This is a genomic window from Geodermatophilus sp. URMC 62, assembly GCF_052931475.1.
Map to the genome: position 1 here is coordinate 3,873,870 of NZ_JBRFHY010000001.1, position 23,847 is coordinate 3,897,716.

Sequence of the window (23,847 nt, forward strand, 5' to 3'; positions counted from 1 at the left end):
GCACTTGGCCTCACTGCAAGGGCCCGCCGCGAGCGTGCGAGCAGTGGGGGGCAGTGAGGTCCTTCGTCAGTCGCGGACCAGCAGGGCCACCGGCAGCCGGGCGAGCAGCTCGCCGACCGGGACGCCGTCGGCGTCGGAGACCACCCGCGTGCCGGTGAGGACGTCGCGCCAGGCGCCGGTCGGGAGGGCCAGCGCCGTGCCGCCCCAGCCGGTGGCCGCCAGGCCCACGGGCAGCCGGGTCGCCGCGGTCACCGCGCCGTCGCCCCCGTCGGCGCCCCGGTCGAAGGCGACCACGTGGCCGGCGGCCGACCCGGTGACCTCCACCGGGCGGTAGCCGGCGAACAGCTCCGGGGAGTCGCGGCGCAGCCGCAGCACCCGGGAGACGACGAGCAGCTTGGCCGCGCCGGTGTCGTCCACCTCGGGGACCCAGCCCTCGTCGAGCCGGGCCAGCAGCTGCCGGCGCAGGTCGTAGTCGACCGGACGGCGGTTGTCCGGGTCGACCAGCGAGCGGTCCTCGAGCTCGGTGCCCTGGTAGACGTCGGGGACGCCGGGCATCGTCAGCTGCAGCAGCTTCTGCGCCAGCGCGTTGGACCGCCCGGCCGCGCCGACGCGGTCGACGAACGCCTCGATCTCGCCGGTGGTCGCCGGGTCGTCGTAGGCGGCGTCCACCAGGGCGTGCAGCTGTGCCTCGAACGCCTCGTCGACGTCGGTCCACGTCGTCGACAGGCCGGCCTCGCGGGCGGCCTTCTCGGCGTAGGCGTGCGCCCGCTCGCGCGACAGCGGCCACGCGCCCACCAGGTTCTGCCAGACCAGGTGCGCCAGCGGCCGGTCGGGCAGCGGGTGCCGCGACAGCCAGCCGCGCACGAGGTCGGCCCACTCGGTGGGCACCTCGGCGAGGACGGCGAGCCGGGCGCGGGTGTCCTCGCTGCGCTTGGTGTCGTGGGTGGTCAGCGTGGTCATCGACTCCGGCCGGCGTTCGGCCCGCCGGGCCTGCGCCGCGTGGAACTCCTCGACCGTGGAGCCGAACCGCGCCGGGTCCCCGCCGACCTCGTTGAGCACCACGAACCGCGCCCAGCGGTAGTAGGCGCTGTCCTCGACGCCCTTGGCCATCACCGGGCCGCTGGTCTGCTCGAAGCGGGTGGCCGCCTCGGTGCCGGCCTGGGACAGCACCGGGTAGAGGGCGTCCACGGCGGCGACCAGGTCGGGCCGGCGGTCGCGGACGGCGGCCACCGCCGCGTCGAGGTGCTCGCGGCCGTCGGGCAGGTAGGAGCGGTAGACGCCGAAGCCGGCCAGCAGCTCGGCCAGCGCCTCGGTCTGCCGCTCCCGGTCGACGCCGGGCAGCTCGCCGATCACCCGCACCAGCCGGGCCACCTCCGAGCCGAGGATCCCGTCGGTCACCTCGCGCTTGCAGTCGTGCACCAGCTGCGCGTAGTCGACCTCGCGGCCCGACAGCTCGGTGTCCAGCGCGGTCAGCGCCGCCTCGCCGGCCGGGTCGACCAGCACGTCGTCGACCTCGGCGAGCGCGTCGTAGCCGGTGGTGCCCGCCGTCGCCCAGCTCTCCGGCAGGTCCTCACCGGGCTCGAGGATCTTCTCGACCACGGTCCACCGGCCGCCGGAGCCCTCGGCCAGCCGGTCGAGGTAGCCCTTGGGGTCGGCGAGGCCGTCGGGGTGGTCGATCCGCAGCCCGTCGACGGCGCCCTCGGCGACCATCCGCAGCACCAGCTCGTGGGTGGCGTCGAAGACCTCGGGGTCCTCCACCCGCAGCCCGGCGAGGGTGTTGATGGCGAAGAACCGGCGGTAGTTCAGGTCGGAGTCCGCGCGCCGCCAGTCGACCAGCTCGTAGTGCTGCCGGTCGTGCACCTCCTGCGGCGTCCCCTCGCCCGTGCCGGGGGCGAGGGGGAAGCGGTTGTCGTAGTACCGCAGCTCCCCGTCCACCACCTCCAGCTTCTCCACGTCGTCGGCCGACCCCAGGACCGGGATGCGGACCCGGCCGTTCCCGAAGTCCCAGTCGACGTCGAACGCCGAGGCGTGGGCGCTGTCGCGCCCGTGCTGCAGCACGTCCCACCACCACGGCGCCTCGGCCGGGTCGGCCACGCCCATGTGGTTGGGCACCAGGTCGAGCACCAGGCCCAGGCCGTGCTCGTGCAGCGCGGCGACGAGCCGGTCGAAGCCGGCCTGCCCGCCGCGCGACTCGTCGACGTGCGCGTGGTCGACGGTGTCGTAGCCGTGCGTGCTGCCCGCCGCCGACCGCAGCAGCGGCGAGGAGTACGCGTGGCTGACACCGAGATCGGCGAGGTAGCCGGCCACGGCCGCCGCGTCGTCCAGGGTGGAGGCGGCGGTCACCTGCAGCCGGTAGGTCGCCGTCGGGACGGCCCGCCGGCGCTCGAGAGCGGCGTCCGTCCCCTGCGGGGCCTCGCTCACGGCGCCGCCATCAGCACGACGGTGGCGCGGGCCCCGACGGTCACGGTGTCCCCGGCCTTGACCTGCACCGCCTCCACCTCGCCGAACTCGGCGGTGTCGACCACGACGGTCCAGCCCTCGGCGTAGTCGCCGGAGGGCAACGTGTACTCGATCGGCTCGTGGGAGGCGTTGAAGGCCAGGTAGAAGCAGTCGTCGACGACGTCCTCGCCGCGCTCGTCGGTCTCCCGGATGCCGTGGCCGTTGAGGTACATGGCCAGCGACTTGGCGTAGCCGGCGTCCCAGTCCTCGTCGCTCATCAGCTCGCCGCCAGGGGTGAACCAGGCGACGTCCTGCACCGGGTCGCCCTCCTCCCGGCGCACCGGCCGGCCGTGGAAGAACCGGCGACGGCGGAACGTCGGGTGCTCGGTGCGCAGCCGGGTCACCAGCTTGGTGAACTCCAGCAGCCCCTCGTCGACGTCGCTCCAGTCGATCCAGGTGAGCTCGGAGTCCTGGCAGTAGCCGTTGTTGTTGCCGTTCTGCGTGCGGCCCAGCTCGTCGCCGTGCAGCAGCATCGGCACGCCCTGGGAGAGCATCAGCGAGGCGATGAAGTTGCGCCGCTGCCGCGCCCGCAGCGCGAGCACCTCGGGGTCGTCGGTCGGTCCCTCCACACCGCAGTTCCAGCTGCGGTTGTGGCTCTCGCCGTCGTTGTTGCCCTCGCCGTTGGCCTCGTTGTGCTTCTCGTTGTAGGAGACGAGGTCGGTGAGGGTGAACCCGTCGTGGGCGGTGACGAAGTTGATGCTCGCCACCGGCCGGCGCCCGGAGTGCTTGTAGAGGTCGGCCGAGCCGGAGATCCGGCTGGCGAACTCGCCGATGGTCGCGTCCTCGCCGCGCCAGAAGTCGCGGACGGTGTCGCGGTACTTGCCGTTCCACTCGGTCCACAGGGCCGGGAAGTTGCCCACCTGGTAGCCGCCGTCGCCGACGTCCCACGGCTCGGCGATGAGCTTCACCTGGCTGACGATCGGGTCCTGGTGCACGAGGTCGAAGAACGCCGAGAGCCGGTCGACCTCGTGGAACTGGCGGGCCAGGGTGGAGGCCAGGTCGAAGCGGAAGCCGTCGACGTGCATCTCGGTGACCCAGTAGCGCAGCGAGTCCATGATCAGCTGCAGCGACTGCGGGTTGCGGACGTTGAGCGAGTTCCCGGTGCCGGTGGTGTCCATGTAGTACTGCTCGTCGCCCTCGACCAGCCGGTAGTAGGCCCGGTTGTCGATGCCCTTGAACGACAGCGTCGGGCCCATGTGGTTGCCCTCGGCGGTGTGGTTGTAGACGACGTCGAGGATCACCTCGATGCCCGCCTCGTGCAGGGTCCGGACCATGCCCTTGAACTCCTGCACCTGCTGCCCGTCGGTCTGGAGGGCGTACTCGTTGTGCGGGGCGAAGAAGCCGATCGTGTTGTAGCCCCAGTAGTTGCGCAGTCCCTTCTGCAGCAGGGTGTCGTCCTGCACGAACTGGTGCACCGGCATGAGCTCGATCGCGGTGATGCCGAGCGACTGCAGGTGCTCGACGACCGCGGGGTGCGCGATGCCGGCGTAGGTGCCGCGCAGCTCCTCGGGGATGCGCGGGTGGGTCATCGTCAGGCCCTTGACGTGTGCCTCGTAGATGACCGTCTTGTTGTACGGCGTCCTCGGCGGGCGGTCGACGCCCCAGTCGAAGTACGGGTTGACGACGACGGACCTCGGCATGTGCGGCGCCGAGTCGTCGTCGTTGCGCTCGTCGCTGCCGAACCGGTAGCCGAAGCAGGCCTCGTCCCAGTCGATCGCGCCGTGGATCGCCTTGGCGTAGGGGTCGAGCAGCAGCTTGTTCGGGTTGCAGCGGTGCCCCTGCCCGGGGTCGTTCGGGCCGTGCACGCGGTACCCGTAGCGCTGGCCGGGCTGGATGCCGGGCAGGAACGCGTGCCAGACGTAGCCGTCCATCTCGGGCAGCCGGATGCGCTCCTCGTTGCCCTGCTCGTCGAACAGGCAGAGCTCGACCTTCTCGGCGACCTCGCTGAAGAGGGCGAAGTTCGTCCCGGTGCCGTCGTACGTGGCTCCGAGGGGATAAGCGGCTCCGGGCCACACCTGGGTCATCGAGTGTTTCCTCCTGCACGGGCGCCCCCGACGTCGGGGCGCGTTGGCCCCCTGCCGCGGCCGTCGTCAGGGGGTCGGGGCATGACTGCCCGCGGTCCCAGTGCCCCATCCGGCCCGGCCCACACCTGACGCGGCGGAGGTCACGCCGGCCGGCCGCGGGCGGCGGCGCCGGCTGCGCCGGAGACGACGACGCCCCCCACGGCAGGGCCGCGGGAGGCGTCGTGCGCAGGTCCGGCGGAGGCCGGGGAGCGCGGGCGGCGGGGTCCGACCTCGCCCGGGAGTGTCCCGGGTGGCACTGGTCCCCGCCGGGGCGCTCCTGCGGGAGTGCACGCTAGCGGGCGGCCCACGGCGGGGTGAACAGGACCGCCCCGGCCGGTCGGCGCGCGGGGTCCCGGGCGCCCCGGTCGTGCGCCCCCGTCACAGGCGCCCCCGGGGTGACCGGCTGCGCCGGTGGCAGGCGTCCCACCCGTCGCGCCGACGCCGTCCCGCCGCACCCCCGGTTTTCGTCGCACACCGGTCGTACCGTCGTCCTCGTGCGCGCGACCACCGACATCCGGCCCACCCAGGGGCGCTTCCGCGTCGTCAGCGAGTTCCAGCCCTCGGGCGACCAGCCGGCCGCCATCGAGGCCCTGGCGGAGAAGGTCCACGCGGGCGAGAAGGACACCGTGCTGCTGGGCGCCACCGGCACCGGGAAGTCGGCCACCACCGCCTGGCTCATCGAGCGGGTGCAGCGGCCCACCCTGGTGATGGCGCCGAACAAGACGCTCGCCGCGCAGCTGGCCAACGAGTTCCGCGAGCTGCTGCCGGACAACGCCGTCGAGTACTTCGTCTCGTACTACGACTACTACCAGCCCGAGGCCTACGTCCCGCAGACCGACACCTACATCGAGAAGGACTCCTCGGTCAACGACGAGGTCGAGCGGCTGCGGCACTCGGCCACCCAGGCGCTGCTGACCCGCCGCGACGTCGTCGTGGTCGCCACCGTCTCCTGCATCTACGGCCTGGGGACGCCGCAGGAGTACGTCGACCGCGCACTGAAGATCTCGGTGGGGGAGGAGCGCGACCGCGACGACCTGCTGCGCACGCTGGTCACCGAGCAGTACACCCGCAACGACCTCTCCTTCAGCCGCGGCACCTTCCGCGTGCGCGGCGACACGATCGAGGTCTTCCCGGTGTACGAGGAGCTCGCCGTCCGGATCGAGATGTTCGGCGACGAGGTGGAGCGGTTGTACTACCTGCACCCGCTCACCGGCGAGGTGGTCCGCGAGGTCCAGGAGCTGTTCGTCTTCCCGGCCACCCACTACGTCGCCGGCCCCGAGCGCATGGAGCGGGCGATCGCCACCATCGAGGTCGAGCTCGAGCAGCGGCTGGCTGAGCTGGAGCGGCAGGGCAAGCTGCTGGAGGCCCAGCGGCTGCGCATGCGCACCACCTACGACATCGAGATGATGCGCCAGGTCGGCTTCTGCTCCGGCATCGAGAACTACTCGCGGCACATCGACGGCCGGGCGCCGGGCAGCGCCGGCGCCTGCCTCATCGACTACTTCCCCGACGACTTCCTGCTGGTCATCGACGAGTCGCACGTGACCGTCCCGCAGATCGGCGGCATGTACGAGGGCGACATGAGCCGCAAGCGGACCCTGGTCGAGCACGGCTTCCGGCTGCCCTCGGCCATGGACAACCGCCCGCTGAAGTGGGAGGAGTTCACCGACCGGATCGGCCAGACCGTCTACCTGTCCGCCACGCCGGGCGACTACGAGCTGGGCCGCACCGGCGGTGAGGTGGTCGAGCAGGTCATCCGCCCCACCGGCCTGGTCGACCCGGAGGTCCTGGTCAAGCCGACCAAGGGCCAGATCGACGACCTGGTGCACGAGATCCGGCTGCGGGTGGAGAAGGACGAGCGGGTCCTGGTCACCACGCTGACCAAGAAGATGGCCGAGGACCTCACCGACTACCTGCTCGAGCTCGGCATCAAGGTCCGCTACCTGCACTCCGAGGTCGACACGCTGCGCCGCGTCGAGCTGCTGCGCGAGCTGCGACAGGGCGAGTACGACGTGCTGGTCGGCATCAACCTGCTGCGCGAGGGCCTCGACCTGCCCGAGGTGTCGCTGGTCGCCATCCTCGACGCGGACAAGGAGGGGTTCCTGCGCTCGGGCAAGTCGCTGATCCAGACGATCGGGCGGGCGGCGCGCAACGTGTCCGGCCAGGTGCACATGTACGCCGACACGATCACCCCGTCGATGGCTCAGGCGATCGAGGAGACCAACCGGCGCCGCGAGAAGCAGATCGCCTACAACACCGAGCGCGGCATCGACCCGCAGCCGCTGCGCAAGAAGATCGTCGACATCCTCGACGGCATCTACCGCGCGGCCGAGGACACCGAGAGCGTCGAGCTGGTCGGCGGCTCGGGCCGGCAACAGTCCCGCGGCAAGGCGCCGGTGCCGGGGCTGTCGTCCAAGGCCACGGCCAAGGGACGGGGCAAGGCCGGCGCGATCGACGTCGAGGGCCTGCCGCGCGCGGAGCTGGCCGACCTCATCACCCAGATGAACGACCAGATGCTGGCCGCGGCCCGCGAGCTGCAGTTCGAGGTGGCCGCCCGGCTGCGCGACGAGCTGACCGAGCTGAAGAAGGAGCTGCGCCAGCTCGACGCCGCTCACGCCTGAGCCCCGTCGGCGCCGGCCCGCCGCCGGTCACCCGCGGTCCGGCCCGGCCCCGCCCCGCCCCGCCCCGCCGATGAGAGTCCTCTCATCCGCGGAACACCGTGCGTCCGCCCGGCGTCGTGGGTAGGGAGCGACCGACGCGGCCCGAGACGGAGGCCGGCGTCGGCGGTCATCCGTGGAGGGGAGTATCCCCGCGCGGCGGTGTCGTCAGTACGGGGTCCCGGTGGACCCCCGGCACCGTCGGTCGCCCGCTGGCCGGGCGACGGGAGAGACCTCCGGCCCGCTGCGGTGCACCGCGCACCGCTGAGTAACCGGAGGTCTCGTGGACGTCCCCTTCTGGGTGTGGGCGATCACCATCGCCGCGATCGTGGGAATGATCGTCTTCGACTTCGTCGGTCACGTGCGCACACCGCACGCACCGTCGCTGCGCGAGGCGGCGACTTGGTCCGCCGTCTACGTGGCCCTCGCGATCCTGTTCGGCGTCGGCGTCTGGATCTTCGCCGGCGGCCAGTACGGCGGTGAGTACTTCGCCGGCTACATCACCGAGAAGAGCCTCTCGGTGGACAACCTGTTCGTCTTCGTCCTGATCATGGCGAGCTTCGCGGTGCCCCGGGAGCTGCAGCAGAAGGTGCTGCTGTTCGGCATCGCCTTCGCTCTCGCGCTGCGGACGATCTTCATCTTCCTCGGCGCCGCGGCCATCGAGAACTTCAGCTGGGTCTTCTACCTCTTCGGTGCGTTCCTCATCTACACCGCGGTCGTGCAGGCCCGCGCCAACAGCGACGAGGACGAGGAGTTCCAGGAGAACGGCTTCCTCCGGCTGGTCCGCCGCGTCGTCCCGACGACGGAGGAGTACCACTCCGACCGCATGACCACGAAGCTCGACGGCAAGCGGTACATCACCCCGCTGGCCATCGCGCTGGTGGCCATCGGCAGCGCCGACATCCTCTTCGCCGTCGACTCCATCCCGGCGATCTTCGGCCTCACCGAGGAGACCTTCCTCGTCTTCACCGCCAACGCCTTCTCGCTGCTCGGCCTGCGCCAGCTGTTCTTCCTCATCGACGGCCTGCTCGACCGGCTGGTCTACCTGCACTACGGCCTGGCGGTCATCCTCGGCTTCATCGGCATCAAGCTGCTCATCCACGCCCTGCACGAGAACGAGCTGCCGTTCATCAACGGCGGCGAGCACGTCACCGTGGTCCCCGAGGTGCCGACCTGGCTGTCCCTGGCCGTCATCGTCGTCACGCTGCTGGTCACGACGGTCGCCAGCCTCGCCCGCAGCCGCCGCGACGAGCGCGAGGCTGCGGCCCGCGCCGCGACGACGGACCGGCCGGCACCCGCCGACACCGCACCCGGCACCACCGCACCCGGCACCACCGCACCGGGCACCCCGGGGCCGGACGCGGCGGGTCAGGACGGCGTCCCGGCCGGCGGCGCCGGCCGCGGGACGTCCTGACCCGGAGCCGTCGGGGACCCTGCCGACCGCCGGCCGCCGCCCCCTGACGGTCGGGTCCGGGAACCTGTTGCCGCCCCTGGTCGTGGGGCAGTATCCGAGACACGTCCGCTCCGCCGGGTGCCGGTGCGGTGCCCGGCGGAGCGGTGCCGGAGGCGTGCGGGCGCCCGCGCCCGCGCCGCCGTCCGGCGGCGCCGGCCCGGCCGGCGCCTCGCGGAACGGCGACCGCCGGTCCGCTCCTAGAGCGCATGGGAGTCCAACAAGATGGGTGTCAGCCTCTCCAAGGGCGGGAACGTCTCGCTGACCAAGGAGGCGCCGGGTCTGACCGCGGTCAACGTGGGTCTCGGCTGGGACGTCAACACGTTCTCCGGCGGCGACTTCGACCTCGACGCGTCAGCGATCATGGTCGGCGCCGAGGGCAAGGTCACCCCCGACGACTCGGGCTTCGTCTTCTTCAACAACCTGCGCAGCCCCGACGGCTCGGTGGTGCACGTCGGTGACAACCTCACCGGCCAGGGCGAGGGCGACGACGAGGTCATCCAGGTCGACCTCTCCGCCGTCCCCCCGAACTGCCAGAAGATCGTCTTCCCGGTCTCGATCTACGACGCCGACAGCCGCAAGCAGAACTTCGGCGCCGTCCGCAACGCCTTCATCCGCGTGGTCAACCAGGCCAACGGCCAGGAGATCGCCCGCTACGACCTCACCGAGGACGCCTCGGTGGAGACCGCCATGGTCTTCGGTGAGCTCTACCGCAACGGCCCCGACTGGAAGTTCCGCGCCGTGGGTCAGGGCTACGCCTCCGGCCTGCGCGGCATCGCGCAGGACTTCGGCGTCAACGTCGGCTGACCGCGATCGGTTGACCACGATCGCCTGAGCGACGGTCGGCCGACCACGATCGGCCGACCGTCGCCGGGCCCGGACCGCACCGCGTCCGGGCCCGGCACCCCTGCCCGACGCCATCCCGGCGCCCGGCGCACCCCGAGCCCCGGAGGTCCCCCGTCGTGGTCGACTACACCCGCCGACCGTCCGCCCCGCCCGCGGCCCCCGGCGTCAGCCTGTCGAAGGTGACGCTCACCAAGGGCGCCCCCTCGGTCTCGCTCACCAAGGGCCGCGGCGCCGGCGGGCAGATGCGGGTCAACCTCGACTGGGAGTCCGGCCGCCGCGGCCTGTTCTCCAAGGGCCGGGCCGTCGGCCTCGACCTCGGCTGCCTGTGGGAGACCAGCGACGGCCGCAAGGGCGTCGTCCAGGCCCTCGGCAACGCCTTCGGCTCGCTCGACCGGCCGCCCTACGTGCTGCTCGACGGCGACGACCGCTCCGGCGCGAGGAGCGGCGGGGAGAACCTCGTCGTGAACCTCGACCACCTCGACGCGATCCGCCGCGTCCTGGTGTTCGCCTACATCTACGAGGGTGCCCCCGACTGGGCCGCGGCCAACGGCGTCGTCACGCTGTACCCGCAGGGCGCCGCGCCCATCGAGGTGCGCCTCGACGAGCACGCCGAGGGCGCCCGCTCCTGCGCGATCGCGCTGCTGACCAACTCCGGTGGCGCGCTCACCGTGCAGCGCGACCTCGACGGCGCCTACGGCTGGGGCCTCGACTGGACGAGCGGGCGCAAGTGACCCGCCCGGCTCCCCGCGGCTGAGCGCCCCGTGGTCCACGTCCTCACCCGCGGCGGCAACGTCGGCCTCGCGCAGGCCGGGCTGACCGGTCCCGTCGTCGTCACCCTCACCTGGACGCCCGCCCCCGGCGTCGACGCCGACCTCTCGGCCTTCCTCACTACCGGCGCCGGCCGGGTGCGCGGCGACGAGGACTTCGTCTTCTACAACCAGCCCGCAGGCGCCGGCGGCGCGGTGCGCCACCTCGGCAAGTCCACCCGCGGCCCCGCCACCGTCGACCAGGTCCGCGTCGACCCGGCCGCGCTGCCGCCCGACGTCGAGAAGGTCGTCATCGGCGCCTCGCTCGACGGCGCGGGCACCTTCGGCGGGCTGTCCGGGCTGGCCGTCGAGGTGTCCGCCGAGGGCGGCCCGCCCGCCGTCCGCTGCGAGCTCGCCGCCGGCCCGGAGACCGCCCTGGTCTTCGCCGAGGTGTACCGCCGCGGGGCGGAGTGGAAGGTCCGCGCCGTCGGTCAGGGCTTCACCACCGGCCTGGCCGGGATGGCCACCGACGTCGGCGTCAGCGTCGACGACGAGCCCGCGCCCCAGCCGGCGCCTCCCGCCCCGGCCGCCGCGCCGGTCAGCACGGAGAAGAAGCGGCTCGTCGACCTCGAGAAGAAGCTGTCGACGTCGGCGCCGCAGCTGCTCAGCCTGGTCAAGACCGCCGGCGTCAGCCTGGAGAAGCGCGGCCTGGGCGAGCACACCGCCCGGGTCGCGCTGGTGCTCGACATCTCCGGGTCGATGGCCGGCCTCTACCGGGCCGGCGCCGTCCAGCGGCTGGCCGAACGGGTGCTGGCGCTGGGGTTGCGCTTCGACGACGACGGCGTGGTCGACGTCTTCCTCTTCGGCAAGGGCGTGCACCGGCCCGAGCCGGGGCTGCGGCTGGAGGGGCACCAGCAGTACATCGCCGACCTGTCCCGGCAGTACCCGCTGGAGTACGACACCCGCTACGGCGCGGCGATGGCCGCCGTCCGGCAGGCCTACTTCGGCGACAGCCGCGAGCGGGTCGAGCCGCAGCCGGCGCAGGTGCCCGTGTACGTCATGTTCCTCACCGACGGCGCGCCCAGCGACAAGTCCGTGGCGACGAGGCAGATCCGGGCGGCGTCGTACGAGCCGGTGTTCTGGCAGTTCATGGGCATCGGCCCGGAGCGCGAGTTCTCCTTCCTGCGGCGGCTCGACGACCTCGAGGGCCGCTACACCGACAACGCCGACTTCTTCGCCGTCTCGCAGGACGACCTGCTGGGCCGCCGGCCGATCAGCGACGACGCGCTGTTCGACCGGCTCATGACCGAGTACCCCGACTGGCTGCGCCGGGCGCGCGCCCAGGGTCTGCTCCGGCCGTAGCCCAGACGCCTCTCGTACCGACGCCAACCCACATCCAACAGCGGGTGGAAGGGATCGACCGTGCGCCACTTCGCGTACCTGACCGACGACGAGCGGGAGCGGCTCTTCGCCGTCCCCCCGGGGGAGGTCGGCCCGGCCAGCCCGCGCGGCAGCCTCGCCCTCGCCCTCGGGGCCACGCTCTACAGCCCCGGCACCCGGACGGCGCTCGACGCCGACGCCGAGCGGGCCGCCGCCGCCGGGGCCACCAGCGTGGTGTGGTGCCTGGAGGACGCCGTCCCGCACGCCGCCGTCCCCGACGCCGAGGCCAACGTGGTCGCCGCGCTGCGGCGGCTGGACCACCGCGCCGCCACCGGCGAGGACCTGCCGCTGCTGTTCGTGCGGGTGCGCACGCCCGAGCAGATCCGCTCGCTCGCGCTGGCCGCCGGCCCCGCCCTGGCGCGGCTCACCGGCTTCAGCCTGCCCAAGGCCACCGGGACCACGCTCGGCCCGATGCTCGAGGCGATCGCCGAGGTGGGCGCGGTGGCCGGGCACCCGCTGTACGGCATGCCGATCCTCGAGACGCCGGACCTGGCGTGGCGGGAGACCCGCGCCGAGGCGCTCGCCGCGCTGGCCGAGGTCGTGGCCGCGCACCGCGAGCAGGTGCTGTGCCTGCGCGTGGGCGGCACCGACCTGTCGGGGCTGTTCGGCCTGCGCCGCGACCGGCACACCACGATCTGGGACGTCGCCGTCGTCCGCGACTGCCTGGCCGACGTCGTCAACCGCTTCACCCGCGGCGGCGAGCACGTGGTCACCGGCGCGGTGTGGGAGCACATCCCCGGCGGGCCCCGGCTGTTCAAGCCGCAGCTGCGCCTCTCGCCGTTCACCGCGCAGCACGAGACCGGCCTGCGCCAGCGCATGATCGACGACGACCTCGACGGCCTGGTGCGCGAGGTCGCCCTCGACAAGGCCAACGGCGTGCTGGGCAAGACGGTCATCCACCCGGCGCACGTCTCGGTGGTCAACGCCCTGCTCACCGTGTCCCGCTCGGAGTACGACGACGCCCTCGAGGTCCTCATGGCCCGCGGCCGCGGCGGCATCGCGGTCTCCGGCAACGGGCGGATGAACGAGATCGGGCCGCACGCGCTCTGGGCCGAGCTGGTCAGCCGCCGCGCCGCGGTCTACGGCGTCGTCGCCGACGAGGCCGCGCTCGTCGACCTGCTCGCGGCCGGTCGGCGCCGGCTCGCTGAGGTGTTCACCGCGGGGGAGGCCCGGCGCCCGTGACGACGACCCTGCCCGGTGCCCTCGACCTCGGCGGCACCGTCTCCCGCCTGCTCGGCGTCGGCGTCCCCGGCGACCCCGCCGGGTTCGCCACCCTGTGCGGCCTGGCGCTGCGGGACAACCCGCGCCGCGCGCACCTCGTCGTCTCCCGGGTGCTCGGCAAGCACGTGCCGGCCCCGCCGGCCGCGGTGCTGGACGCCGGAGCCGCGGTGGGGGACGCCGTGGCCGCCGTCCTCGGGCCGGAGGTCCCCGGCCTGGTCGTCGGCTACTGCGAGACGGCCACCGGCCTCGGCCACGCCGCGGCGGCCCGCCTGGGCGCCGCCTACCTGCACACCACGCGCCGCGTGCACCCAGGCGTGCCGGTGGCCGCCGCGTTCGAGGAGGAGCACTCGCACGCCGTCGCGCACGCCCTGCAGCCGGCCGGGGACGTCGACCTCGCCGCACCCGGCCCGCTGGTGCTAGTCGACGACGAGCTGACCAGCGGCCGGACGGCGCTCAACACCGTCGCCGAGCTGCACGCCCGCTGGCCGCGGCAGCGCTACGTCGTCGCCGCGCTGCTCGACGCCCGCACCGGCGCCGCCCGGCGGGCCTTCGCCGAGCGCGCGGCCGCGCTGGGCGTGCGGGTCGACGTCGCCGCCGTCCTGACCACCGGGCTGACGCTGCCGGCCGACGTCCTCGACCGCGCCGCGGCCGCCCGCGCCGCGCTGCCCGGGCCCGCGCCGGCCCCTGCCGGCCCGCCCGGCGCGGTCCGGACGCACGCGGGCCTCTGGCCGGCCGGGGTGCCCACCACCGCCCGGCACGGGCTGACCGCCGCCGGCACCGCCGGCCTGGCCGAGGCGGCCGACGCGGTCGCCGCCGCCCTCGCGCCCCTCCTGGCCGGCAGCCGCGGCGTGCTGGTGCTCGGCACCGAGGAGCTCATGTACGCGCCGACCCTGGTCGCCGCGCGCCTGGCCGGCCGGCTGCCGGGCGTCCCCGTCACCACGCAGTCGACCACCCGCAGCCCGGTGCACGCCGCCGACGACCCCGGCTACGCCGTCCGCCGCAGCCTGACCTTCCCCGCGCCCGACGACCCGTCCCGTGTCTCGCGCGTGCACAACCTCACCGACCCCGCGGCCGTCGCGACGGCCGGGCCGTGGTCGGACCTGCGGGCCGACGACGTCGTCGTGCTCGCCGACGCGCCGGCCGCCGACTGCGCGCCGATGGCCGAGGCGCTGCGGCCCTTCGCCGCCCGCGCGGTGCACCTGGTCCCCGTGCCGCTCGCCGAGCCCGCGCCGTGACCGCGCTGCAGGCCCTTGCCCCCGCCGTCCCGGGCCGGTTCGGCTCCTACCCGGTCGAGGACGTGACCTGGCTGCTCACCGACCTGTCGTCGGTGGCGCTCGAGCGCGGCACCGAGGACCGCGAGGAGGCCATCCAGTCGGGCACCCACTACTCGGAGATGCTGCCGGTCGAGTACCAGCCCGACGCGGCCTACCTGGCGCTGTTCACCGCGGCGCTCGAGCAGTCGGCCGGGCGGCTGGCCGACGCCGTCGCCCGGGTCGGGGAGCTGGTGTGGGACGCCGCGGCCGCGCGGGGCCGGACGCCGGTGCTGGTGTCGCTGGCCCGCGCCGGGACGCCGATCGGGGTGCTGCTGCGCCGCTGGTACCGCGGATCCCGCGGCGTCGACGTGCCGCACTACACGATCTCGATCATCCGCGGCCGCGGCATCGACGAGGTGGCGCTGGCCTCCGTGCTGGCCCGGCACCCGGCCGCGGCGGTGCGCTTCGTCGACGGCTGGACCGGCAAGGGCGCCATCCAGCGGCAGCTCACCGAGGCCGTCGCGAGCTGGCGAGCCGCCCACCCGGAGGACGCCGCCCTCGACGACCGGCTCGCCGTCCTCGCCGACCCCGGCGGCTGCACGGAGCTGTACGGCACCCGCGACGACTTCCTCATCCCCAGCGCCTGCCTCAACAGCACGGTCTCCGGGCTGGTGTCGCGCACCGTGCTGCGCGAGGACCTCATCGGCCCCGGCATGTTCCACGGCGCGAAGTACTACGCCGAGCTCGCGCCGTCCGACGTGTCGGCGCGCTTCGTCGACACCGTCGCCGCCGCGTTCCCCGCGCGGGCCCCGGCCGACGACGTCCCCGCCGCCGAGCGCCGGCCGACCTGGGCCGGGTGGGCCGCGGTCGAGCGCATCGCCGCCGCGCACGGCATCGCCGACGTCAACCTGGTCAAGCCCGGGGTGGGGGAGACCACCCGGGTGCTGCTGCGCCGCGTGCCGTGGCGGGTGCTCGTCCGCCCCGACCGGGCCGGGGACCTGCGCCACGTCACCGCACTCGCCACCGCCCGGGGGGTGCCGCTGGTGGAGGTGCCCGACCTGCCGTACTCCTGCCTCGGGCTGATCGCGCCGGTGCGGCGGTGACCGCCGTCCTCCCGGCGACGACGACGCTGGCCGCCGTCGACCTCGACCGCACGCTCATCTACTCCGCGGCCGCCGCCGGCGGCACCGGCGGGCTGCGCGTCGTCGAGCACCTCGACGGCGCGCCGCTGTCCTACGCCACGCCGGCCTCGTGGGCGCTGCTGACGGAGCTGGCCGGGCGCGCCCGGCTGGTGCCGGTCACCACCCGGACCGCCGCGCAGTACGGCCGGGTCCGGCTGCCGGTGGTGCCGCGCTACGCGCTGTGCGGCAACGGCGGCGTGCTGCTGGCCGACGGCGTCCGCGACCCCGGCTGGGACGCCTGGGCCGCCGGGGTGGCCGCGGACGCCGCGCCGCTGCCCGAGCTGCTCGCGCTGCTGGCGCCCGCGGCGGGGGAGCCCTGGGTGCGGACCGTCCGGGCCGCCGAGGACCTGTTCTGCTACCTGGTGGCGCACGCCCGCGACGCGATCCCGGCCGGCTGGCTGGCCGACACCGCCGCCGCCGCGGCCGCGGCCGGCGCCACCCTGAGCGTGCAGGGCCGCAAGGTCTACGTCGTCCCCGCCGGGCTGTCCAAGGCGGCCGGGCTGCTGCGGCTGCGCCGGCTGCTGACCGGGGACGGCGCCGCGCCCCGCCTGCTGTGCGCCGGCGACAGCCTGCTCGACGCGCCGATGCTGCTGGCTGCCGACTCCGCCGTCCGCCCGGCGCACGGGGAGCTACACGAGCAGGGCTGGACCGGCGCGCGGGTCGCGGTCACCGCGGCCACCGGGGCCGCGGCCGGCGAGGAGATCGTCCGGTGGCTGCTGGCGCGCGCCTAGGGACTGTCCTGGCGATCTTGCATCGGTGTGATTCAGGCTTGGTTGATGGTCGGCCGACATGAACTCACCGACGCCGCCTGGGCTCGGATCGAGCCGCTGCTGCCTGCCACCGGCGGTCGGGGCGGGCGGTGGCGCGATCACCGGCAGGTGATCAACGCGATCCTGTGGCAGGCCAACACCGGCGTGCCATGGCGTGACCTGCCCGATCGGTACGGGCCGTGGAAGACCGCGCACGAGCGGCTGCGCCGGTGGACCGCCGACGGCACCTGGGATCGCATCTTCGAGCACGTGGTGGTCAAGGATGACGCGGTCGGCGCGGTGGAGTGGACGATCAGCGTGGACTCCTCCTCGGTCCGGGCCCACCAGCACGCCGCCGGCGCCCGGAAAAAGGGGGCTGCAGTGCACCGGTCGAAGCCCTCGCGGTCGACGGGGAGGCCCTTGGCCGCTCCCGGGGCGGACTGACCAGCAAGATCCATCTGGCCGTCGACGGGCGCGGCCTGCCGATGGCCGTGCTGCTCACGCCCGGGCAGGCCGGGGACAACCCGCAGCTGCTGCCGCTGCTCGACGGCATCCGGGTACCGCGAGTGGGCCCAGGGCGGCCGCGCAAGCGTCCCGATCACCTGATCGCTGACAAGGCCTACTCCCATCCCTCCACCCGCCGGGCGCTGCGCCGCCGCGGGATCACCCACTCGATTCCGGAGAAGCGTGACCAGCGGGCGCACCGGCGCACCCGGGGGTCGGCCGGTGGGCGACCGCCAAAGTTCGACCGTGACCGGTACAAGCAGCGCAACGTCGTCGAACGGTGCTTCAACCGGCTCAAGCAGTTCCGCGCCCTGGCCACCCGCTACGCCAAGCGCGCCGCCTACTACCGAGCCACCCTGCTGCTGGTCAGCGCGATGCTCTGGCTCCGCGCATGATCCGCGGGACAGTCCCTAGTCCGCGCGGGCGGTGCGCACCAGGCCGGCCAGGCCGCCCTCGATCGCGGTGGCCTCGCGCAGCACCGCGCCGACGTCGGGCCGCTCGGCGCGCGCCGCCTCCTCCAGCGGCGGCAGCCGGCGGGCCAGCTCCTCGAAGGTGCGGCGGAAGCGGCGGGCCCGGTCCTCGGGCAGCCCGGCCAGGAACCGCCGCGCGTCGACCAGCGCGTGCTGCACCTCGCCCAGCAGCGCGCCCGGGTCGGCGGCCACGGCGTCCAGCCGCTCCAGCCGCCCGGTCGCCGCGCGGACCTCGTCGTCGACCCGGCCGGCCGCCGCCCGCACGCGGGCGAGCAGCTCGCCGGCGGCGGGGACGTCGAGGACCGGCGCGGCGAGCACCCCGTCCAGCCCGGTCAGCGCCTCGTCGACCTCGGCCAGCGCGGCGGCCGCCCGCTGCGGTGCCCGCTCGACGTCGGCCCAGGCCGACAGCGGATAGCGCCGCCGCAGCTCGCTCATCACAGGCGCCAGCCGCTCGTGGCGGGTGCCCAGCGCCTCCCGGCGGGTGTGCACCGACGCGGCGCCGCGGCGCACGTCGGCCGCCCGGCCGGGCAGCGCCCGCGCCCGCTCGGCCACCGCGCCGGCCGTGCGCCGGGCCCGCTCGGCGGCCGCCGCGGCCGGACCGGCCCGGCGGTGGGCCAGCTCTGCCTCCGCCGCGTCGGCGGTGCCGGCCGCCTCGGCGAGCAGCACGTCGAGCGCCGGGTCGCGCAGCCCGGCGGCGGCCGCCTCGTCGAGCGCGGTGCGGGCGGCGGCCACCGCGCTCCGCGCCGCCGGGACCGCCCGGGCGGCCGCGGCCCGGGCACCGGAGGCGGCGGCCAGCACCTCGCCGTACTGCTCCCGGAAGCGCAGCACCTGGGCGAGGACCTCGCGCAGGGCGGCGGCGGCCCGCGTCAGCTCGGCGACGGCCGCGCGCGTCGGTGCGGAGTCGGTCACGTCCTCCGCGTCGTGGTTGGAAAGGGCCTGCAGATAGTGTCCAATGACCGCGTCGGCGTGGGCGGAGAGGTCCCGCCAGTCACGGGTCAACGAGTCGGGGGCGGATGCGCGGTGCTGAGCCCGTCGCCCGCTCGTCGCGCCGGCCTCCTCGGCGGCCTCCTCCGCGACGGCGACGGCGTCGGGCAGGTCGCTGAGCGCGGCGTCGAGCTCCAGCATCGCGGCGGCCGCGGCCTCCCGCGCCGCGGCGGCCTCACGCCGGGCGGCGTCCCCGTCGCGGCGCCACCAGCGGGAGGCGGCACCCCCGCCGAGCCCGGCCATGCGTGCCTCCCGTCGTCCCTGCGGTCCCCGTCCCGGCGGGGCCGTCCGGCGCCCGCGCGCACCGGCGGCCGATGCCTACCACGCCCGGAGGTCCGACGTCGGGACGGCGCCCGTCCGGCCGGACGGTCCGGCCCGGTGAGCCCGTTCTCACAGTCCCCCGGCCCGGGGTCGCGGGAACGAGTGCCGTCCGGGCCTCGTTGACAGACCCGACCCGGTTCCCGGCCGCCCCGGCCCGGTCGGACCCCAGTCGTCGCCGCCCCGCCCTCGGGACGGTGGAGAGGAACCCCTGATGCTCCGCTACTTCGGCTTCTCCGTCCTGTTGACGGTGGCCGCACTGATCGCCGCCGTGCTGTTCGGGGGGCCGGCCGCCCTGCTGGCCGTCGCCGTCCTCGGCGTCCTCGAGGTCTGCCTCTCCTTCGACAACGCCGTGGTCAACGCCAAGGTCCTCCGCCGGATGAGCCAGCTGTGGCGGAAGCTGTTCCTCTACGTCGGCATCTTCATCGCCGTGTTCGGCATGCGGCTGCTGCTGCCGATCGTGTTGGTGGCGGTCACCGCGAAGCTGTCGATCCCCGAGGTGTGGGACCTCGCGCTGACCGACCAGGAGGAGTACGGGGCCCGCGTGGAGTCCGCCGCAGAGGCGATCTACACCTTCGGCGGCATCTTCCTGCTGATGATCTTCCTCAACTTCCTCTTCGACGAGGAGCGGGAGATCCACTGGCTCGCCTGGCTCGAGCGGCCGCTGGCCAAGGCCGGCAAGCTGCCCTACCTCGCGGTCGTCATCGCGCTGGCCGTCATCTACCTCGGCTCCCAGATCGCCGACCCCGAGAAGTACTCCACCGTGCTCGTCTCCGGCATCGCCGGGTTGTTCACCTACCTGCTCATCGGTGGTCTCAACGAGCTCATGGAGGCCCCCGAGGACGACGGGGGTGACGACGTCACCGCGACCGGTGAGTCGACCGGGCGCGGGAACGCGGCCGGGACGGCGACCAAGGCCGTGGCCGGCGCCGGCGCGGCGGCGTTCCTCTACCTCGAGGTGCTCGACGCGTCGTTCTCCTTCGACGGCGTCATCGGCGCGTTCGCCATCAGCAGCGACATCTTCATCATCGCGCTGGGCCTGGGCATCGGGGCCTTCTGGGTGCGGTCGCTGACGATCTTCATGGTCGACAAGGGCACCCTCGACGAGTACCGCTACCTCGAGCACGGTGCGATGTGGGCCATCGGCTTCCTCGCCGTCATCATGATCGCGGAGCTCCGCTTCCACATCAGCGAGTACGTCACCGGCCTGACCGGCCTGCTGTTCATCGTCGCCGCGGTCATCAGCAGCATCGTCGCCTCGCGGCGCGAGGCGGCCGAGCTGCCCGCCACCGCCGCGGCGGAGCGCGACGAGGTGACCGTCGGGCGCTGACGCCCCGCCCGACCCGACGACGGCGGCCCCGGTGCACCCGCGCCGGGGCCGCCGCGCCGTCCGTGGCCGGGGACCTACCGCGGTGCGGGGCGGCCCGATACGGTGCCGCGCCGTCCCCCCGTCCCTCCTGCGAGAGGAACCCGTGGCACTGCTCACCGCGCACAAGCGCGTCCTGCACGCCGACCTGCAGGGCGACCGCATCCGGGCCGCCAGCGGCTCGATGGTCGCGTTCGAGGGCGACGTCGACTTCGCGAGCTCCGGGATGGGCGGGGGCGGCGGCTTCCGGGCGGCGCTCAAGCGCGCCGTCGCCGGCGAGAGCATCTCGCTCATGGACTGCACCGGCCGCGGCCGCGTGTACCTGGCGCTGGACGCGATGGACGTGCTCGTCGTCGACCTGGCCGGCGACACGCTGACCGTGGAGAGCGAGCACGTCCTCGCCCACACCGACCAGCTGCGCCTCGACGTCCAGTTCTCCGGGCTGCGCGGCGTCACCAGCGGCCAGGGCCTGGCCACCACCACCGTCACCGGCCACGGGCAGGTGGCGATCGTCTCCCAGGGCCCGGTCATGGCGCTGGAGGTCGCGCCCGGCCAGGACCTCGTCGTCGACCCCGACGCCTACGTCGGCTCCCGCGGGCAGCTGTCGATGAACCTGGTCAGCGGCGTCTCCTGGAAGTCCTTCGTGGGCGAGGGCTCCGGCGAGCCCTTCTCCCTCCGCTTCACCGGGCACGGCCTGGTGCTCGTCCAGTCCTCGGAGCGCTGACCGTGCCCTTCGACCAGGTCAACAGCAAGGTCGTCCGGGCGCGCGTCAGCCCCGCCACCCCGGTCCTCGCCCGGCGCGGGGCGATGCTCGGCTACTCCGGGCAGGTCACCTTCCGCCCGGTCCACGGGCAGGGCCGCGGCATCGGCGGCATGGCCGGCGCCGCGCTGTCGGGGGAGTCCAACCCGATGATGGCCACCGAGGGACAGGGCGAGGTCCTCTACGGCTACCGGGGGCTGCACGTCACCGTGCTCGAGCTCGACGGCGGCGCGCCGCTGGTCTGCGAGGCCGACCGGCTGCTGGTGCACGACGCGCAGCTGCAGACCAGCGTGCAGTTCCTCGGCTCCGGCGGGGTCCGGCAGGCGATCAGCGGCGCGATGACCGGGCAGGGCCTGTTCACCACCAACGTGCACGGCCGCGGCTCGGTGGCGCTGCTGTCCCACGGCGGGGCCTTCCCGCTGCAGCTGGGCGGGCAGCAGGTCGGGGTCGACCCGCAGGCCTACGTCGGGCACGTCGGGCAGCTCAGCATCGACCTCGCCGCCAAGGTCGGCTTCCGCGACGTGGTCGGCCGCGGCTCCGGCGAGGCCCTCCAGCTGCGGATCAGCGGCCACGGCACCGTGTACGTGCAGGCCAGCGAGAAGAAGTTCTGAGGACGGCGAACGATGACGTACCCGCCCGGCAACCCCTACGGCCAGCCCCAGCCCGGCTACGGCGGGCCGCCGCCGGCCAGCCCCACCGGGACGACGCTCAACGCGCACACCCTCCCGGACGACGACAACGTCAACCCCTACGTCTTCTGCGTGAGGCTCGACGGCGACTGGTTCATGAGCAAGGGCGCGATGCTCGCCTACTACGGCAACGTCCGCTTCGAGGCGGTCACCGAGTACTCCTCGGTGCAGGCCTGGGTGGCCGCGCGCTTCTCCAGCCCCGTCTACGTGCAGGACTGGGTCGTGGCCACCGGCCAGGGCAAGGTGCTCATCGGCGACCGCGGGTTCGACCTGAACTCCTACGACCTCGACGACGGCAACCTCACCATCAAGGCGAGCAACCTCTGCGCGTTCTCCCCGCAGCTGGAGCTCAAGCAGTCCATCGTGCCCGGCTTCGTCACCCTCATCGGCACGGGGAAGTTCATCGCGTCGTCCAACGGGCCGGTGATCTTCGTCGAGCCGCCGTTCCGGGCCGACCCGGAGGCGCTGCTGGGCTGGGCCGACTGTCCGTCGCCGTCGGTGCACCACGACGCGCAGTGGATGACGGCGAGCATCCGCGGCATGCTCTCGGGCGCGCTGGGTCGCGCGTCGGGAGAGGAGCGGCAGTACGACTTCACCGGGCAGGGCACGATCCTGCTGCAGTCCTCGGAGGTCGCCCGCGAGGACCCGGCGGTGCTCCGGCTCGTGGAGTCGCAGACCCAGCTGCTCACCGACACCCAGGCCGGCGCCCTCGGGCAGCGGCTGATCGCCCGCGCCCAGCAGCAGTGACGCCGTCCCCGGCCGGGCCGTGCCGCCCGGCCGGGGGTGAGCGCTGCACTACGCTCGGTGCCCGATGCGGCCCGCCGACCTCGCCCTGCTGCGCACGCCGGGGGTGCCGACCGTCTCCCCGGAGGGGCGCATGGCCGTGGTCGCCGTCGGCCGGCCGGACCTCGCGGCCGACGGGTACCGCGGGCAGCTGTGGGCCGTGCCCACCGACGGGTCGGCGCCGCCCCGCCCGCTGACCTCCGGCGCCCGCGACTCCGCGCCCGCGTTCTCCCCGGACGGCCGGTGGCTGGCCTACCTGTCGGCCGCGCCCGGCGGCCACCCGCAGGTCCACCTGCTGCCCACCGCCGGCGGCGCGCCGCGCCGGCTGACCGACGCGCCGCTGGGCGCCGGGGCACCGGTGTGGGCACCGGACTCCCGGCGGCTGGCCTTCACCGCCCGCGTGCCCCGCGACGGTGCCGACGACGGTGCCCCCCGGCTGCTCACCCGCCTCCCCCTGCGACCGGACGACGCGGACGCCCGCGACCGGCCCACCTGCGTGTTCGTCCTCGACCTGCCCGCGGACCCCGACGACGACGGCGTGCCCCTGCCCGAGCCGCGGCAGCTGACCGACGGCGCCGGGGAGGACACCGACGTCACCTGGTCACCCGACGGCGGCACGCTGGCCTTCGTCTCCGCCCGGCACGCCCGCGCCGACCGCGACCTCGTGCGCGACGTCTACCTGGTCCCGGCGGCCGGCGGGGAGCCCCGGCGGGTCACCCGCGGCCGCGGCCGGTGCCGGCTCCCGGCCTTCGACCCCACCGGCGCCACCCTCACCGTCACCGCCCACCCCGACCTGGGTCCCCACGGCCTCGACCTCGCCCGGGGCGGGCCGACCCTCTGCCGGGTGCCCGTGACCGGCGGGGCGCTCGAGCCGGTGCTGGACCCGCACGACACCCGCCGCGCCGACGAGACGCCCGCGACCCTCGTCGTCGACGGGGCGGCGCTGCTCGGGGTCGCGCGGGGCGGGGCGGTGGAGCTGCTGCGGGTGCCGCTGGACGGGCGGCCGCCCGAGACGCTCGTCGACGGCCCGTTCACCGTGCGCGGGTTCGCCGCCGGCGGCGGGGTCGTCGTCGCCACCGTCGCGCACGACCGCTCCGCGGGGGAACTGGTGGCCATCACCCCCGCGCGGCGCCGGCTGCTCACCGGCTTCGGCCGCGCGCTCGGCGCCACCGGCCGGCTGCACCGGGCGACCGGGCACAGCGCCGCTGCACCCGACAGCGCCGCCGCGCCCGACGGCGCCGCGGTGCGCGGCTGGGTGACGGTGCCCGACGGCCAGGGCCCGCACCCCGCGGTGCTCGTCCCGTCGGGCGGCGGCTGGTCGCTGCGGGACGACGTCCAGGTGCTCGCGTCGGCCGGGTACGCCGTCGTGCAGTGCGACGCCGACCCCGACCCCGACGCCGTGCTCGCCCTGCTCGACTCCGTGCTGGCCGACCCGGCGCTGGACGGCGAGCGGGTCGGCGTGCTGGGCAGCGGGGCCGCCGGAGCGCTGGCCGCGCTGCTGGTGACCCGCACCGACCGGTTCGCCGCGGCCGTCGTCGAGCGCCCGCCGTCCGGGACGCTGCCGGAGGCCCTCGACACCGTCCGCACGCCGACCCTCGTCCTCTGCGCCGCCCAGGACCGCGGCTGGCCGCCCGGGGAGGGGCAGCGGCTGTTCGCCGCGCTGCAGCGGCGCGGCGTCCCCAGCGAGCTGCTGCTGTTCCCCGGGGAGGAGACCGACGCGGCCTCCGGCGCGCCCCCCCGGCACCGGCTGGCCCGGCTGGAGCACCTGCTGCGCTGGTGGGACCGGTGGCTGCCGGTGGCCGACGCACCCGCCGCGGGCGAGGGCTGAGGGCCGGGGCCTGGCGGTGCCCCCTAGGGTCGAGGGGTCG

At 74.7% G+C, this 23,847-nt stretch carries 17 protein-coding genes and 1 pseudogene; 15 read left to right on the forward strand and 3 right to left on the reverse strand.

Features of this window, described 5'->3' with window-relative positions:
- Positions 1 to 66: 66 nt before the first annotated feature.
- Together treY and glgX are read right to left on the reverse strand one after the other, a co-directional pair.
- Positions 67 to 2,421 carry a malto-oligosyltrehalose synthase gene (gene treY / locus ACU616_RS18830; RefSeq protein ID WP_446759942.1) on the reverse strand — a complete coding sequence of 785 codons (2,355 nt, stop codon included), beginning with the start codon at positions 2,419 to 2,421 and terminating at the stop codon, positions 67 to 69.
- A complete protein-coding gene (glgX, locus tag ACU616_RS18835) occupies positions 2,418 to 4,523 on the reverse strand; it encodes a glycogen debranching protein GlgX (RefSeq protein ID WP_446759943.1) in 2,106 nt (701 codons plus the stop codon). Before glgX ends, treY begins: the two co-directional genes overlap by 4 nt.
- A gap of 533 nt (positions 4,524 to 5,056) precedes the next feature.
- Between glgX and uvrB the strand changes: the two genes are divergently transcribed.
- The 10 genes and pseudogenes from uvrB (at position 5,057) to ACU616_RS18885 (ending at position 17,004) form a co-directional block, all read left to right on the forward strand.
- Entirely contained in the window at positions 5,057 to 7,183 is a 2,127-nt protein-coding gene (gene uvrB, locus ACU616_RS18840; RefSeq protein ID WP_446759944.1) for an excinuclease ABC subunit UvrB, read from the forward strand.
- Positions 7,184 to 7,502: 319 nt separating this feature from the next.
- Entirely contained in the window at positions 7,503 to 8,633 is a 1,131-nt protein-coding gene (locus ACU616_RS18845; RefSeq protein WP_446759945.1) for a TerC family protein, read from the forward strand.
- Positions 8,634 to 8,894: 261 nt separating this feature from the next.
- A complete protein-coding gene (locus ACU616_RS18850; RefSeq protein ID WP_446759946.1) occupies positions 8,895 to 9,476 on the forward strand; it encodes a TerD family protein in 582 nt (193 codons plus the stop codon).
- A gap of 155 nt (positions 9,477 to 9,631) precedes the next feature.
- Entirely contained in the window at positions 9,632 to 10,246 is a 615-nt protein-coding gene (locus tag ACU616_RS18855) for a TerD family protein (RefSeq protein ID WP_446759947.1), read from the forward strand.
- 30 nt (positions 10,247 to 10,276) lie between these two features.
- Positions 10,277 to 11,623, forward strand: coding sequence for a VWA domain-containing protein (locus ACU616_RS18860; RefSeq protein WP_446759948.1), 1,347 nt, complete (start codon positions 10,277 to 10,279; stop codon positions 11,621 to 11,623).
- A 60-nt stretch (positions 11,624 to 11,683) separates the two neighbouring features.
- Positions 11,684 to 12,883: an HpcH/HpaI aldolase/citrate lyase family protein gene (locus ACU616_RS18865; RefSeq protein WP_446759949.1), complete on the forward strand. Its 1,200-nt coding sequence runs from the start codon at positions 11,684 to 11,686 to the stop codon at positions 12,881 to 12,883.
- Positions 12,880 to 14,157 (forward strand): phosphoribosyltransferase domain-containing protein, encoded by a 1,278-nt coding sequence (locus ACU616_RS18870; protein WP_446759950.1) that lies wholly within the window; start codon positions 12,880 to 12,882, stop codon positions 14,155 to 14,157. Before ACU616_RS18865 ends, ACU616_RS18870 begins: the two co-directional genes overlap by 4 nt.
- A complete protein-coding gene (locus ACU616_RS18875) occupies positions 14,154 to 15,278 on the forward strand; it encodes a cysteine protease StiP family protein (RefSeq protein WP_446759951.1) in 1,125 nt (374 codons plus the stop codon). Before ACU616_RS18870 ends, ACU616_RS18875 begins: the two co-directional genes overlap by 4 nt.
- Positions 15,275 to 16,087 (forward strand): hypothetical protein, encoded by an 813-nt coding sequence (locus tag ACU616_RS18880; protein ID WP_446759952.1) that lies wholly within the window; start codon positions 15,275 to 15,277, stop codon positions 16,085 to 16,087. Before ACU616_RS18875 ends, ACU616_RS18880 begins: the two co-directional genes overlap by 4 nt.
- 45 nt (positions 16,088 to 16,132) lie before the next feature.
- Positions 16,133 to 17,004: pseudogene (locus ACU616_RS18885) on the forward strand (IS5 family transposase).
- Between the two features lie 15 nt (positions 17,005 to 17,019).
- Here the strand turns inward: ACU616_RS18885 and ACU616_RS18890 are convergent.
- Positions 17,020 to 18,306, reverse strand: a complete 1,287-nt coding sequence (locus tag ACU616_RS18890; RefSeq protein WP_446759953.1) for a hypothetical protein — start codon at positions 18,304 to 18,306, stop codon at positions 17,020 to 17,022.
- Positions 18,307 to 18,595: 289 nt separating this feature from the next.
- On the opposite strand from ACU616_RS18890, the gene ACU616_RS18895 reads away from it, so the two are divergent.
- The 5 genes from ACU616_RS18895 to ACU616_RS18915 all read left to right on the forward strand — a co-directional run bounded on the left by ACU616_RS18895 (position 18,596) and on the right by ACU616_RS18915 (position 23,807).
- Complete coding sequence (locus ACU616_RS18895; RefSeq protein ID WP_446759954.1) at positions 18,596 to 19,711, forward strand: DUF475 domain-containing protein; 1,116 nt, start codon at positions 18,596 to 18,598, stop codon at positions 19,709 to 19,711.
- Between the two features lie 142 nt (positions 19,712 to 19,853).
- The gene (locus ACU616_RS18900) at positions 19,854 to 20,471 is read left to right on the forward strand and encodes an AIM24 family protein (RefSeq protein ID WP_446759955.1); all 618 of its coding nucleotides are present in this window, start codon (positions 19,854 to 19,856) and stop codon (positions 20,469 to 20,471) included.
- Positions 20,472 to 20,473: 2 nt separating this feature from the next.
- On the forward strand, positions 20,474 to 21,118 hold the full coding sequence (locus tag ACU616_RS18905) for an AIM24 family protein (protein WP_446759956.1): 645 nt from the start codon (positions 20,474 to 20,476) through the stop codon (positions 21,116 to 21,118).
- Between the two features lie 12 nt (positions 21,119 to 21,130).
- Positions 21,131 to 21,943 carry a hypothetical protein gene (locus ACU616_RS18910; protein WP_446759957.1) on the forward strand — a complete coding sequence of 271 codons (813 nt, stop codon included), beginning with the start codon at positions 21,131 to 21,133 and terminating at the stop codon, positions 21,941 to 21,943.
- A 64-nt stretch (positions 21,944 to 22,007) separates the two neighbouring features.
- A complete protein-coding gene (locus ACU616_RS18915; RefSeq protein ID WP_446759958.1) occupies positions 22,008 to 23,807 on the forward strand; it encodes a S9 family peptidase in 1,800 nt (599 codons plus the stop codon).
- Positions 23,808 to 23,847 lie beyond the last annotated feature (40 nt).

Coding starts and splice junctions, on each gene's coding strand:
- ACU616_RS18910 (WP_446759957.1), top strand. CDS start 21,131: ATGACGTACCCGCCCGGCAACCCCTACGGCCAGCCCCAGCCCGGCTAC.
- ACU616_RS18895 (WP_446759954.1), top strand. CDS start 18,596: ATGCTCCGCTACTTCGGCTTCTCCGTCCTGTTGACGGTGGCCGCACTG.
- glgX (WP_446759943.1), bottom strand. CDS start 4,523: ATGACCCAGGTGTGGCCCGGAGCCGCTTATCCCCTCGGAGCCACGTAC.
- ACU616_RS18890 (WP_446759953.1), bottom strand. CDS start 18,306: ATGGCCGGGCTCGGCGGGGGTGCCGCCTCCCGCTGGTGGCGCCGCGAC.
- ACU616_RS18850 (WP_446759946.1), top strand. CDS start 8,895: ATGGGTGTCAGCCTCTCCAAGGGCGGGAACGTCTCGCTGACCAAGGAG.
- ACU616_RS18915 (WP_446759958.1), top strand. CDS start 22,008: ATGCGGCCCGCCGACCTCGCCCTGCTGCGCACGCCGGGGGTGCCGACC.